The following is an 18,212-nucleotide window of genomic DNA, read 5'->3' as shown; positions in this document are numbered from 1 at the left end:
GGCATGTCGATCCTGTCCTCGGCCTTGCTGCGCCTGCGCCTGATCGCCCGCTATGCGGAGCTGCGCCGCAGCCTGGAGCGCATCGTTGGCTCGCGCGACCAGGCCTCGGCCGCGTTGCACGAGACCTGGCTGCGGCTGGACACGGCCAAGCCGGCCGGCCCGGTGCTCAATCCCGACGCCTACCTGTTGCGCATGGCCGCGCGCATCGCCACCGACGACTGGCGCCGTAACCGCGAGCCATTGGGCGACGACGAGCGCGAGGCGCTGCTGCACGTGGCCGACGAGACCGCCGATCCGCAGCGCGTGGTGGCCGCGCGCCTGGACGTGCAGGCGCTGGAGGCGGCCATGCAGGAACTGCCGCCGCGCCAGCGCGCGATCCTGGCGGCGGCGCGGGTCGATGGCCTGCTCAATGCGGAGATCGCCGAGCGGTTCCAGATTTCGGTGGCGATGGTGAAGAAGGAACTGAGCGCCGCCATGCGCCATTGCCGCGCTCGCATGGCCGATAGCGACGCCGTGGCCAATGGCGAGCTTGTTGGCCGCCGCAAATTCTGACACGATGATCGGCGCCATGAATTCCCCCGACACTCCCGACCGCCTGCGGCGCGAAGCCGAGCAATGGTGGTTGCGCCTGCGCGACCGGGACGCCACGCGCGGCGATGCCGAGGCGTTCCGGCTATGGCGCGCCAGCAGCCCGGCGCATGCGCGCGCCTGGGACGAGGTGGCGCGCCTGTGGCGGGAGATGGGGCCGGTCCTGGAGCGGGCGGCCGCGCGTGATCCTGGCCTGGCGCATCCGCCGGCGCGGCGGGCCGCGCACCATCCCGGCCGTCGCGCCTTCTTCGGCACGGCGCTGGCCGCCGGCGGCGCGGCGCTGGCGGTCTGGCCGCCGCTGTCGCTGTGGCCGTCGCTGCTGGAGTTTTCGGCCGATTTCCGCACCGGCACCGCCGAGCAGCGCGAGCTGGCGCTGGCCGATGGCCTGCATGTGCAGATGAATACCCAGACGCGCATCAACCGGCGCGCGGCCGAGGGCGGCGGCGCGGTCATCGAGCTGGTGGCTGGCGAAGCGCAGGTGCAGGCGGGCGCGGGCGAGGCGGTGGCGGTCTACGCCGGCGCCGGCGTCACGCATGCGCGCCAGGCGCGCTTCAATCTGCGCTACACCGGGCCGCAGGTCTGCGTCACCTGCCTGGAAGGGCGGGTCGATGTCGAGCAGGATGGCCGCCGGCGCACCCTGGCGCAGGGGCAGCAGCTCAATTACGACCAGGCCGGCCTGCGCGACGTAGCGACCGCCGATCTCGGCGAGGTCGAGGGCTGGCGCAGCGGCTCGCTCAGCTTCTCGGGCCAGACGCTGGCCGAGGTGGTGGACGAGATCAACCGCTACCGTCCGGGCCGGGTGCTGCTGCGCAATGCCGAACTGGCGTCACGCCGCGTGCGCATGCGCTTCGCCATCAACGAGACCGACCTGGCGCTGCGCATGCTGCGCGACCTGTACGGCGCGCAACTGACCCGCCTGCCGGGCGGCATCGTGCTGCTGAGCTGACCCGCCGCGGCCGGCCCATGCCGCTGTTACAAAAAACCTTCCTGATTCCGGTAGCCATTCCCGATCCGATCCGCGTCATTGGGATATGGGCCGCCGTCACGCATCGCAGGGCGTGGACGGCAGGCCGCTTCCCAATTGGCTACTCGGATCAGGATTGCCCGTCATGACATCGCCTTCCCGCAAGTTCCCCTCGGCCCGTTCCGTCGCGGCCAACCCCTGGCGCGCACGGCTCAAGCCGGTGCCGGCGGCGCTGCTGCTGATGCTGGCTGCGGGAGGCGCCCAGGCCGCGCCCGCCGCGTTCAGCAGCGGCTGGTTCGCGGCCAAGGGAGCGGCGAGCCAGCAGACGCAGGCCACCGGCCGCGCGCCCGACGGCAGCATCGCGGGGGTGCCGACGGCGGCGCGACAACAGGCGCAGGCGCGCCAGCAATTGCAGCATTCGCTCAGCAACCTGAGCCGCACGGCGGCCGCCATCGCGGCCCAGCAGGCGGCACAGGCGGCCGCGCGCCAGGCCGCTGGCGGCGCGGCGCCGGATGGACTGGCCGAGGGCGGGCTGAAGGTCGATACGCAGGCGCTGACGCGCGGCTGGATCAACGCGCAGGCGCCGGTCGCCAGCGTGGCCGACGGACGCGCCACGGTGACCGTGACGCAAACCGCGGATCGCGCCATCCTCAACTGGGAAACGTTCAACGTCGGCCGCAACACCACGGTGGATTTCCGCCAGCAGGCCGATTGGGCGGTATTGAACCGCGTCAATGACCCGGCCGGGCGTCCCAGCCAGATCCAGGGGCAGATCAAGGCGGCGGGCACGGTGCTGCTGGTCAACCGCAACGGCGTGGTGTTCGACGGCGGCAGCCAGGTCAACGTGCGCAACCTGGTCGCGGCGGCGGGCAGGATCAGCGACGAGCAATTCCGCGAGCGCGGCCTGTATGGCGCGCAGGGCACGACGGCCAGTTTCACCGACGCGCTGGGCCAGGTCGAGGTGCGGCCGGGCGCGCGCATCGAGACGCACGCGCCCGGCAGCGTGACGCAGGGCGGCGGCTATGTGCTGCTGATGGGCAACGAGGTCCACAACGCCGGCGCCATCACCACGCCGCGCGGCCAGGCTCAACTGGCGGCGGGCGACAGCTTTGTCATCCGGCGCGGCGTCGGTACCCAGGACAACACCATCTCCACCACGCGCGGCAACGAAATCGCGCCGCGCCAGGGCGCGACCGGCGGCCTGGTGCGCAACACCGGGCTGATCACCGCGGCCGAGGGCGACGTGACGCTGGCCGGCCGCGACGTGCGCCAGGAAGGCGTGGCGCTGGCGACCACCACCACGCGAACGCGCGGCACTATCCACCTGCTCAATGGGGCGTCCGACAACCTGGGCAGTATCGTGCTGGGGGCGCAATCGGTGACCGCCGTGCTGATCGATGACGATGGCTCGACCGTGCTGGACAGCCAGCGCAGCGCCTTGATCAAGGAGTCGGCCGAACAGGACCTGCTGCGCCAGCGCGCCGCTTTTGGCGCATTCGACAACCTGTCGCGCCTGTCGGACCGGCGCGACCAGTCGCGCATCGAGATCGTCAGCGGTGGCGACATCCAGTTCCAGGGTGGCGCCCTGGCGCTGGCCACCGGCGGCCAGATCGCCGCCAGCGCGACGCGCCGCAGCTTCGTCGCCGACGGCGCCGAGCTGGACGTGGCGGGCCTGGTGGGCGCGCGCATTTCGATGGAATCGAACAGCATCAAGGTCAACGTTCAGGGCAACGAACTGCGCGACGCGCCCGGCAACCGCGACGCCGGCAAGCTGTTCAACGGCGACGTCTGGGTCGACCGCCGCATGTTGATCAAGGTGGCGGCCGGCGCCGGCGGCTACGAGGGCGAGCGCTGGTACACCGCCGGCGGCCTGCTGGAAGTGGGCGGCTACCTGGGCAACGTCGGCCACGGCATCGGCGAGTGGGCGGCGCAGGGCGGCACGGTCACGCTGGGCGGCAAGGAAGTGGTGGCGCAGGCGGGGTCGCGCGTGAACCTGGCGGGCGGCACGCTCGACGTGGCCGACGGCACGGTCAACCTGAGCTGGCTGCGCGGCGCCGACGGCCGCCTGTACGAGGCCTCCACGGCGCCGCTGGACGTGCTCTACACCGGCGTCTACAAGGGTTACGAGGACCGCCACCAGCGCTGGGGCGAGAACGCCACGCGTTATTTCGACAATCCGTTGCTGGCGCCGCGCACGCGCCGCGAGGCGGGCTACACGGTGGGCCGCGACGCCGGCCAACTGGTGCTGTCGGCGCCCACCGCGGTGCTGGAAAGCGAGATCGTGGCCACGGTGTACGACGGCGCGCGCCAGACCCGGGCGCGCGAGGCGGCGGCCGATGGCTATCAACAGAGCCATCTGTCGGTGGCGCGCGCGGGCACGCTGGCCTCGGGGCGTTATGGCGCATTGGGTCGCATCGAGGTCTACGCCACCGATGTGCGGCTGGGCCGTCATGGCGACATCACCCAAGGCATGGCGGCGGGCGATGCGCTCGATGCCGCGCGCATCGGCACGCTGTGGCTGGATGCGGCCACGCTGTCGGCGCGCGGCCTGGGCGGGTTGGACCTGGCCACGGCCGGCACGGTGACGGTGGCCGACGCGGTGACTCTGGCCGATGGCGGGCGGGTGGCATTGACCGGGGGCCGGATCGACGTGGGCGCCGCCCTTGCCGCGCGCGGCGGCGACATCGGCCTGAGCAATATTTTCGTGTCGGCGGATACAAGCGCCAAGCCGCGCGCCCTGTCCTCGGCGGGCGAGGCGGCGATCCTGCTGCGCGATGGCGCGGTGCTGGACGCCAGCGGCCGCTGGGTCGACCTGCGGCGCCAGGAGGGCGCGACGCCGCAACTGGGACGCCTGGACGGCGGCAGCGTGACGTTGGCGTCGCCCCACGCCATCACGTTGGCAAGCGGCGCGCTGATCGACGTGTCGTCCGGCGGCGCGCTGCTGCAGAAGGGCGCGACGCGCGGCGGCAAGGGCGGCGACGTGAGCCTGCGGGCGGGCACGCCGGACGTCGAGGGCGCCGCCAATGGCGTGCTGGTGATGGACGCGCAACTGCGCGGCTATGGCATGACGGGCGGCGGCACGCTGACGATCGAGCGCGATGGCGTGGTGCGGATCGGCGGCGCGCGCGAAGCGGCCATCGACGGCGCGCTGTGGCTGGATCCGTCGTTGTTGCGGACCGGCTTCGCCAGTTACGACATCAACGGTCGCGGCGGCGTGCGGGTCGCGCCGGGCGCGGTGCTGGACGTGGTGGCGCCCGTCTACCGCTACACGGCGCCCGGCGCCGACGCGGGCGCGACGCCCGAACTGTGGCTGCCGCCCGAGTACCAGGACGATCCGGTCAAGGCGCGCCTGACGCCGCGCGCCGGCGCGGACCTGACGCTGCGTTCGCAGCGCATCGAGGATGGCGCCGACATCGTCATCGGCGCCGGCGCGCGGGTGACGGTCGATCCGGGCCGCACGATCCGACTGCTGGGCGGCGGCAACAGCCGCATCACGGTGGACGGCACGCTGCGGGCGCGTGGCGGCCGCATCGAGGCCGACATCGTGGCGCCGGCGACCGACCGGCGCGACAGCCCCGCGTCCAAGACCCACAACCGCGCCATCTGGATCGGCGGCGGCGCGTTGCTGGACGTGTCCGGCCAGGCGGTGGGCGGGCTCGACGCACAGGGCCTGCGCTACGGCAATGCGCCGGCCGGCGGCAGCATCCTGCTGGGCGGCGCGCTGGATTGGGACGCCAGCGGCGCCGCCGCCAATGCGCAAGACATCGCCATCGTGATCCGGCCCGGCGCGTTGCTGGACGCCTCCGGTTCGCGCATCGCCATCGATGCCGTGCGCGGCAATGGCCTGGGCGCGCGCGAACTGGCCGGCGACGGCGGCCAGATCGTGATGAAGACCACCTACGGGCTGTTCCTGGACGGCGAGATGCGCGCCTTCGCGGGCGGCGCCGGCGCCGCTGGCGGGACGCTGGCGTTGGCGCTGGAGACGCCGACGTTCCCGCTCTCGGTCAGCGTCGACGACGCCGTGCGCGGCGCGCGCGAGTTGATCCTGTCGCAGGCGGCGCAGCCCAGCGGGCTGGCGGCGAACCTGTTGCCGGGCCAGGTCGATCCGGCGCTGCGCCATGGCGCGGCCCGCCTGTCCGTGCAGCAATTCGAGGCGGGCGGCTTCGGCAACCTGTCGTTGCTGGTCAATGGCATCCTGGGTTTCGACGGCGACGTGTCGCTGTCCGCGTCTCAGAGCCTGCGCTTCTATGCGGGCAGCTATGCGGTGACCGACCGCGCGCCGGCAGATGCCGCGGTGAACCTGGCGGCGCCGTACCTGCGGCTGGCGGGCGCGTCGCGCGCCCGGGGCGATGGCGTCACGCCCACGGTGACATGGCGCGACGGCGCGTCCGCGCGGCCGGGGATCGGCACCTTCACAGCGAGCGCCGACCTGATCGACGTGCGCGACCGCGTCGGCTTCGGCGCGCAGGGCGCGATACGCATGGCCGATGGTTCCGCGGTGCAGGTGGACCGGCGCGGCTTCGACCAGGTGCGGCTGGACAGCCGCGGCGACGTGCGGCTGCTGGGCGGCCAGGCGGGCCGCGGCCTGTCTGGCGATGCCACGACGGAACTGGGCACGTTGGGGGACCTGCGCATCACCAGCGCGCAGCTGTATCCGGCCACGGGCGCCAGCGCGACGATCTGGGGCGGTTACGCGCCGGGCCGGCGCCTGGAAATCCTGCGGCAAGCCGGCACGGATGCCGCGCCGCCGCTGTCGGTATTCGGCAAGCTCAGCCTGGGCGCGGACACCGTGATCCAGGCGGGCACCATCCGCGCGCCGATGGGTGGAATCGTGGTGGGCGAGGACGCGCGCAATGGTGACGCGTCCCGGGCTCGCTCGGTCGAACTGATGCCGGGCAGCCTGACGTCGGTCAGCGGCGCGGGCGTGATGGTGCCCTATGGCGGCACCGCGGACGGCCTGGCCTACACCTACGCGGGCAAGGCGCTGGAACTGCGCCAGCAGAACGCCGGCGGCATCGAGTTCGTCGGGCATACGCTCACGGGCTACCAGGGCGCGGTGCTGGACCTGAGCGGGGGCGGCGACCTGCGCGGCGCGGCCTTCGTCACCGGCCGCGGCGGTTCGGTGGACATCCTGCGCACGCCGCTGGTCAACGCCAACCCGCTATTGCGCAACAGTGCCGCCGGCAACCGCGTCTACGCCATCGTGCCGGGCTATGCCGGCCAGTATGCGCCGGTGGCGCCGGATAGCGCCGGCAACGAGCCGGAGGTGGGCCAGACGCTGACGCTGGCGCAGGATGCGGGCGGCCTGAAAGCCGGCGTCTACACCCTGATGCCGGCGGCCTACGCGCTGATGCCGGGCGCCTATCGCGTCGAACTGGGGCCCGAGACCCTGTTGCCCGGCGCGGCGCCGACGCCGCAGGGTTCGCTGGTGGCGTCCGGTTACCTGGGCGTGGCCAACACTGGCCTGCGCGCGGCGCTGCCGCGCCAGTTGCTGCTGACGCCGGGCGACCAGGTGCGCAAGCACTCCGGCTACAACGAGATGAGCCACGATGCCTTCGTCGCCGCCGATGCGCAGCGCCGCGGCGGCCTGCGCGGGCAGATCGCGGCGGACGCGCGCACACTGCGGCTGAGCTACCGGCGCAGCGTGGCGCAGGACGGCAAGCCGATGCTCGCCTTTGACGGCACGGCGAATTTCGCCGCCGCCCAGGGCGGCACGGACGGCACCCTGGAGGTCACTGGCAACTGGATCGAGTTGCTGGCCGATGGCGCCGGTCCGACGGCGGGCTACAGCGGAGCGTCGGTGTCGGCGTCCGCGTTGAACCGCTTCAATCCCGTCCGCATGCTGATCGGCGGCACGGTATCCGTTCGGCCGGGCGACAATTTCGCGACCTTCCAGTCCGCCACCAATGCCGTCGACCTGCGCGCCGGCGCCACGCTGAGCGCGGCCGAAGTGTTCCTGGTCAGCGGCGCCACCTGGGGCGGCATCACGGTGGAAGAGGGCGCCAGCATCTCCACCCTCGGCCGCGGCAAGCCGACCTACGATTCGAGTTCCGGCCTGGTGTACTCGGCCGGCACCACGAGCGTGCTGGGCGTGTCCAACGGCTGGGTCAACCTGTTGCCGGCCACCCCGAACGGCACCATGGGGCCGGGCTACATCAACGTCGGCGCTTGCGCCGGCGCGTGCACCGGCGCCACCACCACGCTGGCCGGCGAGGGCACGCTGCTGATCGCCACCGACAAGCCCTTCACCCTGGCCGACAACGCGCGCTATGGCGCCCGCAACCTGCTGCTGGCGATGTCGGCGCTGAACCTGGGCGACGAAGCGGCGCTGGCGCTGGCGGCGGCGCAGGGCGTCCTGCCCACCGGCCTGGCCATGAACCAGGGCGTGCTCGACCGGCTGTTGAAGGGTAATGCCGGCCCGGGGATTCCCGCGGTCGAGGCCCTGGTGCTGAATGCGCGCGAGTCGGTCAACGTGTTCGGTTCCGTCACGCTCGACACCACCGGTGGCAAGGGCGTGGGCCGGCTGGTGCTGGGCGCGCCCGCCATCTACGGCTACGGCGGCGCGGGCGATACGGCGGTGATCCGTTCGCGCGACCTGGTCTGGACCGGCATTTCGGCCCGGCCTTCCGACCTGACCGGCCAGTACGACCCCAGCACGCCGGGCGCGGCGATCGCGGATCGGCTGGGCGACGGCCGCCTGCAGCTGGCCGCCGAGCGCATCGTGTTCGGCTTCGGCCCGGAAAGCCAGCCGCTGAACTGGCTGTCGGCCGAACGCCTGGCGCTGGGCTTCGCCGGTGTCGACCTGCTGGCCAGCGACAGCGTCGGCGCCAACGGCCTTGGCACGCTCAAGGCCTATCACCGCCAGGGTGCGTATGAGGCAGGCAAGGGCTACCGCTACAGCGGCGGCGGCCTGAACATCGTGACGCCGCTGCTAACGGGCGACGCCGCCAGCACGCTCACGCTGACGACCGGCGGCGCGCTGACGCTGCGCCGTCCGGAGGGCGCGCCGGCCACGCCCGCCAGTCCGGGCGCGCTGGGCGCCAGGCTGGTGCTGGAGGGCGGTTCGGTGGACCTGGACGGCACCATCGCGCTGGCCTCGGGCAAGCTTACGGTCAAGGCGCGCGACGACATCCGCCTGGGCGCGCAATCGCGCCTGGACCTGTCGGGCCGCGAGGTCGGTTTCTACGACCAGCTGGGCTACACCTGGGGCGGCGACCTGGTGCTGGAGAGCGCCGCGGGCAACATCGAGCAGGCGGCCGGCTCGGTCATCGACCTGTCGGCGCGCAACCAGCGTGGCGGCACGCTGGCGGTGACGGCGCTGGGCGCCGCGGCCGGCGGGGTGGACCTGGCCGGTTCGATCCTGGGCGGCGCGTCGGGCCTGTACGACGCGGGCGGCACGTGGGTGCCGTACGACGGCGCCGAGATCACAGTGCGAGCGCAGACGCTGGCGGACTTCGCCGGCCTGAACACGCGCCTGACCCAGGGCCAGGTGTTCGGCGCGCGCCGCTTTCAGACCAAGCAGGGCGACCTGGTCGTGGGCGACGAGGTGCGCGCGCGACAGGTCAGCATCACCGTAGACGGCGGCAACCTGACCGTGGCCGGCCGCATCGACGCCAGCGGCTTGCAGCCGGGCGCGATCCGGCTGGCCGCCAACGGCGACCTGACCGTGCTCGGCGCGCTGGACACGCACGCCACCGGCCTGCGCCGCGACAGCTACGGCAAGATCATCGACAGCCCCAACCGCGCGCTGGTCTCGCTGACCTCGCGCAACGGCACGCTGACCCTGGGGCCGGCGGCCGCCATCGACCTGCGCGCCGGCACCGAGGCCGACGGCCATGACGGCGTCGCCCGCGGCACCCTCGACCTGAATGCGCGCCGGGTCGGCGGCGCCGGTCCGCGCGGCGATGGCGCGGGCGCCAATGACGTGGCCATCCTGGTGCAAGGCACGCCCCAAGTGCGCGGCGCCAGGATGGTCGCGGTCAATGCCTTCCGCGAATACGCCGACGCGCCGCTGGCGGACCTGCCCGACGTCTCCGGCAACAAGCCGCAGCTCATCACGCAGGACATGCTGATCCGCATCGACGGCGACAACCAGATGTTCATCAATGCCGCGCTGGGCAACGGCGCGCTGCGCGCGCGGCTGGCCGGCCTGGACGGCTACCGCCTGAGGCCGGGCGTGGACATCGTCAGCGATCCGCTGATCAACCCCGCCGGCAACCTGACGGTGGTGGGCGACCTGGACCTGTCGGGCTTTCGCTACGGGCCGGGCGCCGACCGCTTAGATGCCGCGCGCCGCGGCTTCGGTGAGCCGGGCGTGCTGAACATCCGGGCCGCCGGCGACCTGACCCTGCATGGCAGCATCAACGACGGTTTCGCGCCGCCGCCGACCACGCCGGACGATCAGGGCTGGTACCTGGTCGAATGGCGCACCAAGGCGGGCGACGGCAGCACGCCGTTCGGCAGCGACGTGGTGATTCCCATCGATGGCGTGTCGCTGGACAAGGGCACCCTCTTTCCCAAGCACGCCGTGCTGAACTACGACCTGCCCGCCGACGGCGTCGCCCTGCCCAAGGGCGTGACGCTGCCGGTCATGGTGGAACTGGCCGGCTCCTACGTGCTGCCCGCCGGCATGGTGCTGGCGGCGGACGTGTATTACCGGGACGGCTCGGTGGCCTGGCGCGCGGGCACGGTGCCCGGCGCCGACATTACGCTCGATCCGGGCATGAAACTGGGCGCGGGCACCGTGCTGCGCGGCGAGACGCAGGTGGCGGCGCTGACCTGGCCCAAGGGCGTGGCCCTGCCGGTGGCGATGACGGCCAGCGGCGTGCTGCCGCTGGCGCGCGGCGCCGTGATCCCGGCCTTGACCAAGGTCGAGCTGCCGGACGACAAGCCGATCGACCTGCGTCCCAGGACGGGCGAATTCCAGGGCGCCAACTGGGCCCTGGCGCCGATGCTGCCGCAGGGCACGACCAGCTGGAGCCTGCAATTGACCGCGGGCGCCGACCTGGGTTCGGCCGATCCGCGCGCCGTCGATCCGGCCTCGCGCGGGTCGCTGATGCTGGCCGATTCGCACGCCTCGGCGCGGCTGAAGGTCACGCCGGGCGGCGTCGGCATGGTGTACGCGCCCAATGACTACGGCTATCCGGAAGGCGAGCCGGTGGACCCGGAGTGGGTCAGCGATTGCGACGTCCTGCCGGGACTGTGCGTGATCGACCCGAAGCGGGTTTCGCTGGTGTGGGGGCCTGCCGCCTATGACATCATCGGCGAGGTGGAAGGCACGCCCGTCATGGAGGGCATGGAAGGCGTCTGCGATCTTGCCCCCGGCATGTGCAAGACCGAAATCGCGCCCATCAAGGACATCATCGCCTCGCAGTTGCTGGCGCCGATGTTCAGCGTGGTGCGCACCGGCGCGGCCGACCTGGGCGCGGCCGCGGCCGGCGACCTGCGCATGCAATCGCCGTACGGCTTCTACACGGCGGGCACGCCGTCCGCCGCGCTGCTGCGCGCCGACGGCACCGATCCGTACAACCAGCCGCGCGGCAAGCACGTCCAGGATCCCGCGGGCGGCATCGAAAGCGTATCGCTGCTGGGGCCGCAGCAGGGCGACTACGGCGCGGCCAACAGTGTCTATCGCGCCTGGTACCCGGAGCACGGCGGCAACCTGGATATCGCGGTGGGCGGCGGCATCAGCGGCGACCTGTGGACCGAATTCCGCGTGCCCGAGCGCGCCCAGACCGCCAGCGCCAGCGTCGGCAACTGGCTCTGGCGCCAGGGCTCGGACGCGCTGCCAGCGTCGTGGTGGATCAACTTCGGCGCCTACGCGGTGCCGCTCGGCGGCATCTCGGCCGACAATAAGGAACCGTACCTGGTGGGCTTCACCGGCTTCGGCACCCTGGGCGGCGGCAACCTCAGCATCCAGGCGGGCGGCGACGCCGGCGTCATCGCGACGCGGCCGGCCGACATCTACGGCGGCCGGCCGCCGCGCAGCCAGGGCCTGGTGGCCGCGGTGGGCAGCACCGGGCGCGTCGGCGCCGATGGCAGCCTGACGCTGACCGGCGGCGGCGACCTGAAGGTGCGCCTGGGCGGCGCCTGGAACCCCGATTTCGACGCCACCCAGCACGCCACGCAATACACCACCAATGCCCAGAAGCCGGACCTGGACGGCATGGTGACCAACCTGCGCGGCACGATCCAGATCGCGGCCAGCGCCATCGGCGGCGCCCGCCAGCTGTATCGCAAGAGCGCCCTTCAGCAGCCCGGCTTTGACGGCGACGCCATGGATGCGCGCCCGATCGACCCGTTCACGTCGACCCTGGCCGCGGCGAGCGGCGGCATCACTGTGGTGCCGGGCGACACCGGCGTCTACCTGGAGACGTTGGGCGACCTGGTCTTGTCGGGCGTGTCCGATGGCGGCCGCGTGCGCACGCTCAATACCTCGGTGCAGTCGCCGGGCAGCGCGCTGACCTCGGGCGGCGGGCAGAGCTGGTTCTCGCTGTGGACGCCAGCGACCGCCATCAACCTGGTGAGCGCGGGCGGCAATGCCACGCCTTCCACCGCGCTGACTTATATGACGGAAGGCTCGGCGTCCGTCATCAAGGGCGACGACGTGACCGTCTACCCGTCGATCCTGCGGGTGATGGCGGCCTCGGGCAGCATCTATTACGGACGTTCCATCAAGACCGGCGCTCCTGATACGGCTCCACGCGGCGGCCTGCTGTTGGCGCCGTCGGCCAGCGGCGAGCTGACCTTTCTGGCGCAGCAGTCGATCTATGGCGGGGGCTCGCCGGTGAGCATGTCGGGGGCGGACACGGCCCTGCCGACGCCGTTCCAACCCGCCTACGCCGGCTTCGACGCCAACGGCGGCTGGCAGCGCGGCAACCACAATATCGGCATCGACGCGTCGGCGCCGTTCGGCCCGGACGTGCCGGTCAGTCCCACGCCGAACTGGCATCCGCTGTTCGCGTTCGGTCCCGATACGCCGGGCGTCCGGCCGCTGCACGCGGAGGGCGCCGCGCCGGCGCGCTTCTACGCGGTGCGGGGCGACCTGGTCGGCCTGACCGCCGGCATGACGGCGGACTATGGCGCGCAATCGAACCGCACGATCCTGAATTGGCTGCGCGCGGCCACGCCGGTGCGGGCGCTGGCCGGACGCGACATCGTCGCCCTGGGCGGCACCTTCGTGCACAACGGCGCGTCCGACGTGTCGCTGCTGCGTGCCGGCCGCGACATCTGGTATGCCGACGTCAAGGTGGCGGGCCCCGGCCTGCTCGACGTGGTGGCGGGCCGCAACCTGCTGCAGGAAGACCGCGCCAGCATCGTCAGCGTCGGGCCGGCGCTGCGCGGCGACAGGCGGCCAGGCGCCAGCATTGCCATCACCGTGGGCGTCGGCGAGGCCGGGCCCGACTATGACGCCCTCGCCAGGCTGTACCTGGATCCGGCCAACCGCGCGCTGTCCGGCCAGCCCCTGTCAGGCCAGCCCGGCAAGGTGGTCCATACCTACGAGCGCGAGCTGGCGGACTGGCTGCGGTCGCAGGATGGCTTCAGCGGCAGCGACGAGGAGGTGCTGGCGCGCTTCGCGGCGATGCCGCTGGCGCTGCGCCTTGGCTTCCTGCGCTCGGTCTATTTCGCCGAATTGCGCGCCGGCGGCCGCGAGTACAACGACGCCCAGGGTCCGCGCCCGGGGTCCTATCTGCGGGGCCGCCAGGCCATCGCCGCGCTGTTCCCCGAGGGCGTGGCGCGCGAAGGCGGCATCGCCATGTCGGGCGCCTCGGGCGTGCGCACCGTGGCCGGCGGCTCGATCCAGCTGCTGGCGCCGGGCGGCCAGATCGTGGTCGGCGTGCCGGGCATCACGCCGCCGGGCAGCGCGGGCCTGATCACGCAGGGGCAGGGCGACATCCAGGTGTATTCACAGGGCAGCCTGCTGCTGGGCCTGTCGCGGGTGATGACCACCTTCGGCGGCGACATCCTGGCGTGGTCGGCCGAGGGCGACATCAACGCCGGCCGCGGCGCCAAGACCACGGTGGTCTATACGCCGCCGCGGCGCGAGTACGACCCGATGGGCAACGTCGTCATGGCGCCGCAGGTGCCGTCGTCAGGGGCCGGCATCGCCACGCTCAATCCGATTCCGGAAGTGCCGCGCGGCGATATCGACCTGATCGCGCCGCTGGGCACCATCGATCCGGGCGAGGCCGGCGTGCGCAGTTCGGGCAACGTCAACGTGGCCGCGCTGCACGTGGTCAACGCGGCCAACATCCAGGCGCAGGGTTCCAGCGCCGGGGTGCCGGTGACGGCCGCGGTCAACACGGGCGCGCTCAGTTCGGCCAGCGCGGCCTCCAGCGCCGCGGCGGCTTCGGCCGAGAGCGACGCGGCCCGCACACGGGCGGCGTCGCGGCAGTCGCAGCCGTCCATCATTTCGGTGCAGATCCTGGGCTACGGCAATGAGCCGGCGCCGGGCGAGGGCGCGGCGCAAGCCGCCCCGGCGGGCGCTGCGGCGGCCTACGATCCGGCCAGCGCGGTGCGGGTGCTGGGGCTGGGCGAGCTGCCGGCGCAGGCGCGCCAGCAGCTGACCGAGCGCGAGCGCGACAACCTGGGTCCGTTGTAGCCATGATGAACCCGATTCCCGGCGCGAGCCGGCGGGCCGGGCTCGCGCCGCCGCGGGCCTGGCGCGACACGCCGGACTGGGGGGCGGCGCGGGCCACGCCCTGGCCGGCCACGGACCCCGGCCTGGCGCCGGACAGCCTGGTGGGCGGCTATATGCGGCTGGCGGGCGCGCGGACCGCGCCGGCGGCGAACGCGGCCAATGCGGCGGGCGGCGATGCGCCGCCGTCCGCGGCCGGGACCGCCGCGCGCCTGCGCGACCATCTGGTGCAGCGCTACACGGCTCTGCATGGCCGCCTGGCGCGGCGCCTGGGTTGCGCGGACCTGGCCAGCGAAGGCCTGCACGGCGCCTGGCTGCGGCTGGCGCGTCCGGTGGCGGGCGAGGTCGCGAACGCCGACGCCTATGTGTTCCGCATGGCCTGCCACCTGGCGATCGACGCCTTGCGGGCGCAGCCGTCCAGCGTATCGCTCGATGATCCCGAGGCCGGCTGCCCTGATCTGTGCGACGCCGCGCCGGGTCCGCTGGCCAGCGCCGAGGCGCGCTCGACGCTGGCGGCGCTGGCGCGCGCCATGGAAGGCCTGTCGCGCCAGCAGCACGCGGTGCTGGTGGCGCTGCGGGTGGAAGGGCGCAGCCGTGAGGAGGTGGCGCGCTGGCTGGGCCTGTCGACACGCTCGATCGACACGGCGCTGCGGCAGGCGCTGCGGCACTGCGCCGAACGACTGGAGCGGTCCGTCGCCTGCGCGTGACGGCCGCCGAAAAGGTGACGGGCGCCGGCTTGTGGCCGGCGCCCGTCTTTGGTGGGCGGGATCTGACGTCCCTGCCTCGGTGGGCGGCTTGCGCCGCCCGTTCCCCTGGGGCTTGCTGCTTGTTCGGTTGGCTTCCTGTCGTTGTCTCGGCGGGATTATTTCTTGCGGGCGGCGATGGACTTCTCGGCCAGGTTGACCAGGTCTTCGCCGATCTGCTTCTTCCACTTGTCGTAGACGGGCTGGGTGACCTTGGCGAAGGCGTCATGCTCGGCCGGGCTCAGCGAGGTCACGGTGACGCCGTGGCCCTCGATTTCCTTGAGCAGCGACGGATCTTCCGGCGTGACGCCCTTGCGCGCGATCACGATCTGCTGCTTGCCGGCGTCCAGCGCGGCCTGGCGCACGATGTCGCGGTCCTTTTCCGACCACGAATTCCAGACTTCGCGGTTGACCACGAAAATCAGCGGGTCGGCCACGTAGTTCCACAGCGTCAGGTATTTCTGGCCGACGGTGTAGAGCTTGGAGCCGGTGTAGATCGACAGCGGGTTTTCCTGTCCGTCGACCGCGCCGCTGGCCAGCGCCGGCTGGGCGTCGGCCCAGCTCATCTGCGTCGGGTTGGCGCCGAGCGCGGTGAACGTGTCGATGTACAGCGGCGAGCCGACCACGCGCAGCTTCATGCCCTTCATGTCCTCGGGCCGCTTGATCTCGCGCTTGGAGTTGCTGAGCTGGCGGTAGCCGTTCTCGCCCCAGGCCAGCGGCACCACGCCGGCCTTCTCGATCAGCTTGAACATTTCCTTGCCCACGTCGCCCTGCACCAGCGCGTCGATGGCGGCGTAGTCGGGCATCAGGAAGGGCAGCGAGAACAGGTTGAGCTGCTTGATCTGCGGCGACCAGTTGATGGTCGAGCCCACGGCCATGTCGATTACGCCCTGGCGGATGGCGGTGAATTCGCGGGTCTGGTCGCCCTGCACCAGCGAGGTGCCGGGGTAGACCTTGATGTTGATGCGGCCCTGGGTGCGCTCGCGCACCAGGTTCGACCAGATCTCGGCGCCCTGGCCCCACGGGAAGGTGGTGCCGACGACGATGGAGAGCTTGTATTCGGACTTGTAGTTCTGCGCCTGCGCGGCCGCGGGAATGGCGGCGACGGTGGCGGCGCACAGGGCGGCGCCGATCAGCTTGCGGAAATTCATGTTGCGTCTCCTCTCTTTGCGGGTCTGTCTGTTGTTGTCATGAATGCATGCCGGCGGGTTGCGTTCCGTTCCCTCGTCCGGTTCCCTCAATAACCCAGCTTGTGCGGCAGCCACAGCGCCAGCTGCGGGAACACCAGCACCGCCACCAGCACCAGGAACATCGCGCCCAGCAGCCACACCACCCAGCGCACCGTCGATTCCATCGGCACGCGCGCGATGCGGCACGACACCATCAGGTTGACGGCCAGCGGCGGGGTGAACTGGCCCAGCGCGACCTTCAGCGTCAGGATCACGCCGAACCACACCGGATCCCAGTTGTAGGCCTTGGCGATCGGCATCAGCAGCGGCACGAAGATCAGGAAGATGGAGATGCCGTCCAGGAACATGCCGACGGTCATCAGCAGCAGGATCAGCAGCGCCAGCACGCCCCATTCGCCCAGCCCGGAATTGACGATGGCGTGGGTGATCGGGTCGATCACGCTGAGCGTGGACAGGGCCCAGGCGAAGATGCCGGCCAGCGTCACCACCAGCATGATCACGGCCGACAGCTCGGCGGCCTCGCGCAGGATGACGTACAGGTCGCGCAGCTTGATGGTGCGGTGGATGAACATGCCCACGAACAGGCCGTAGAACACCGCCACCACGGCCGCTTCGGTGGGCGTGAACCAGCCCATGCGCATGCCGCCCAGGATCAGCACCGGCGCGGCCAGGCCCCACGAGGCCTCGCGCAGGCTCTTCCAGAACGGCGGGCGCGGCAGGTGCGCTTCCAGCATGCCCATCTTGTGCTTGCGCGACAGCCACACGGCCGGCACGATCAGCGCCAGGCCGGCCAGGATGCCGGGCACCATGCCGGCGGCGAACAGCGCCGGCACCGAGGCCTCGGGCACCAGCACCGAATAGATGATGAAGGCCACCGACGGCGGGATCAGGATGTCGGTGGCCGCGCCCGCCGCCACGATCGAGGCCGAGAACGGCCCCGGGTAGCCGGCGCGCGACATGGCCGTGATCATCACCGCGCCAACGGCGGCGGCGCAGGCCGGGCCGGAGCCCGAGATGCCGCCCAGGAACATGGCCACGGCGATCGACACCAGCGGCAGCATGCCCGGGCCGCGGCCGACGATGGCGATGGCGAAATCCACCAGCCGCTTGGCCACGCCGGAGCGGTCGAAGATGGAGCCGACCAGCACGAACATGGGGATCGCCAGCAGCGGGTACTTGGCCAGCCCGGCGTAGAAGTTCTGCGGCACGGTCAGCAGGCCATACCAGGGCGTGTCCAGGTTGGACAGCACGATGGCCACGGTGCCGCCGATGCCCAGCGCCACGCCGACCGGTACGCCGATCAGCATCAGCGCGATGAAGACCGCGAACAGGATGCCTGCGATCATGCCTGGCCTCCGTCGGCCTTGGCGAGCGGCGCCTTGATCAGGCGGCGCAGCGTGCCCAGCGTGCGCAGCGAAATGGCCGCGGCCATCACCGGCAGCCAGATCGAATACCACCAGGTCGGCACGCCGATGGCGGGGGAGGTCTCTTCGTAGATGTATTCGTCGGCCACCAGCTTGACCGACAGCACCGTCAGCAGCACGAAGAACCCCAGCACGCAGGCGTTGGAGATCAGCGCCATGATGCGCTGGCGCCGCGGCGAGCCGTTGTCGGCCAGGATCTCGATGCGGATGTGGTGGTTGCGCACGAAGGCCACGGAGCCGCCGGCCATGGTCAGCACGATCAGCAGGAACACCGAGATTTCCTCGGTCCAGGCGAACGACTGGTCGGTGAAGTAGCGCACCAGCACGTTCAGGAAGGTAATCAGCGCCAATGCCGCCAGCAGGATCACGGCCAGCCAGTCTTCGATGGCCAGCGGCACTTTCACGGCGGGGTCTGCTTCGGCGGGGATGATCGGTTCGACAGGCTCGGCGGGGGCTTCGGGGCGTGACATGTGAGGCAACGGCCAGCGCGGCGGGCGCTTTCCAGGTATGAGGTCGCTGCATCCTACCGTCGGGGCGAGAGGGTGGGTGTTCGTGTTTTCCCGCGCTGCGGTATGGGTGCAACATGGTGCGTCGCAATACGCCAGCCGCGCGGGCCCGGTCGCCACGGCTCATAACCCGCGACGGCGGCAGGGATTTGGGCGCCAT

At 71.9% G+C, this 18,212-nt stretch carries 7 protein-coding genes; 4 read left to right on the top strand and 3 right to left on the bottom strand.

Translation table 11 applies throughout. The features are described from left to right. Positions 1–3: 3 nt before the first annotated feature. The 4 genes from AC1HFW_RS11970 (at position 4) to AC1HFW_RS11955 (ending at position 14,896) form a co-directional block, all read left to right on the top strand. Complete coding sequence (locus AC1HFW_RS11970; RefSeq protein WP_061074275.1) at positions 4–552, top strand: RNA polymerase sigma factor; 549 nt, start codon at positions 4–6, stop codon at positions 550–552. Positions 553–568: 16 nt separating this feature from the next. Beyond that, a complete protein-coding gene (locus AC1HFW_RS11965; protein WP_479283526.1) occupies positions 569–1,534 on the top strand; it encodes a FecR family protein in 966 nt (321 codons plus the stop codon). A 163-nt stretch (positions 1,535–1,697) separates the two neighbouring features. After that, positions 1,698–14,153, top strand: coding sequence for a filamentous haemagglutinin family protein (locus AC1HFW_RS11960; RefSeq protein WP_479283524.1), 12,456 nt, complete (start codon positions 1,698–1,700; stop codon positions 14,151–14,153). 2 nt (positions 14,154–14,155) lie between these two features. After that, on the top strand, positions 14,156–14,896 hold the full coding sequence (locus tag AC1HFW_RS11955) for an RNA polymerase sigma factor (protein WP_479283521.1): 741 nt from the start codon (positions 14,156–14,158) through the stop codon (positions 14,894–14,896). 155 nt (positions 14,897–15,051) lie between these two features. On the opposite strand, the gene AC1HFW_RS11950 is transcribed toward AC1HFW_RS11955, so the two are convergent. The 3 genes from AC1HFW_RS11950 to AC1HFW_RS11940 form a co-directional block, all read right to left on the bottom strand. Continuing rightward, a complete protein-coding gene (locus tag AC1HFW_RS11950) occupies positions 15,052–16,083 on the bottom strand; it encodes a DctP family TRAP transporter solute-binding subunit (protein ID WP_006395759.1) in 1,032 nt (343 codons plus the stop codon). 86 nt (positions 16,084–16,169) lie between these two features. Then, positions 16,170–17,468, bottom strand: a complete 1,299-nt coding sequence (locus AC1HFW_RS11945) for a TRAP transporter large permease (protein WP_006395758.1) — start codon at positions 17,466–17,468, stop codon at positions 16,170–16,172. After that, positions 17,465–18,016, bottom strand: coding sequence for a TRAP transporter small permease (locus AC1HFW_RS11940; RefSeq protein ID WP_241074901.1), 552 nt, complete (start codon positions 18,014–18,016; stop codon positions 17,465–17,467). Before AC1HFW_RS11940 ends, AC1HFW_RS11945 begins: the two co-directional genes overlap by 4 nt. Positions 18,017–18,212: the final 196 nt, after the last annotated feature.

Source organism: Achromobacter sp. ISS7 (assembly GCF_056523125.1).
The sequence above is the reverse complement of the archived record's forward strand: the minus strand, read 5'-3'. Positions and strand labels throughout refer to the sequence as shown.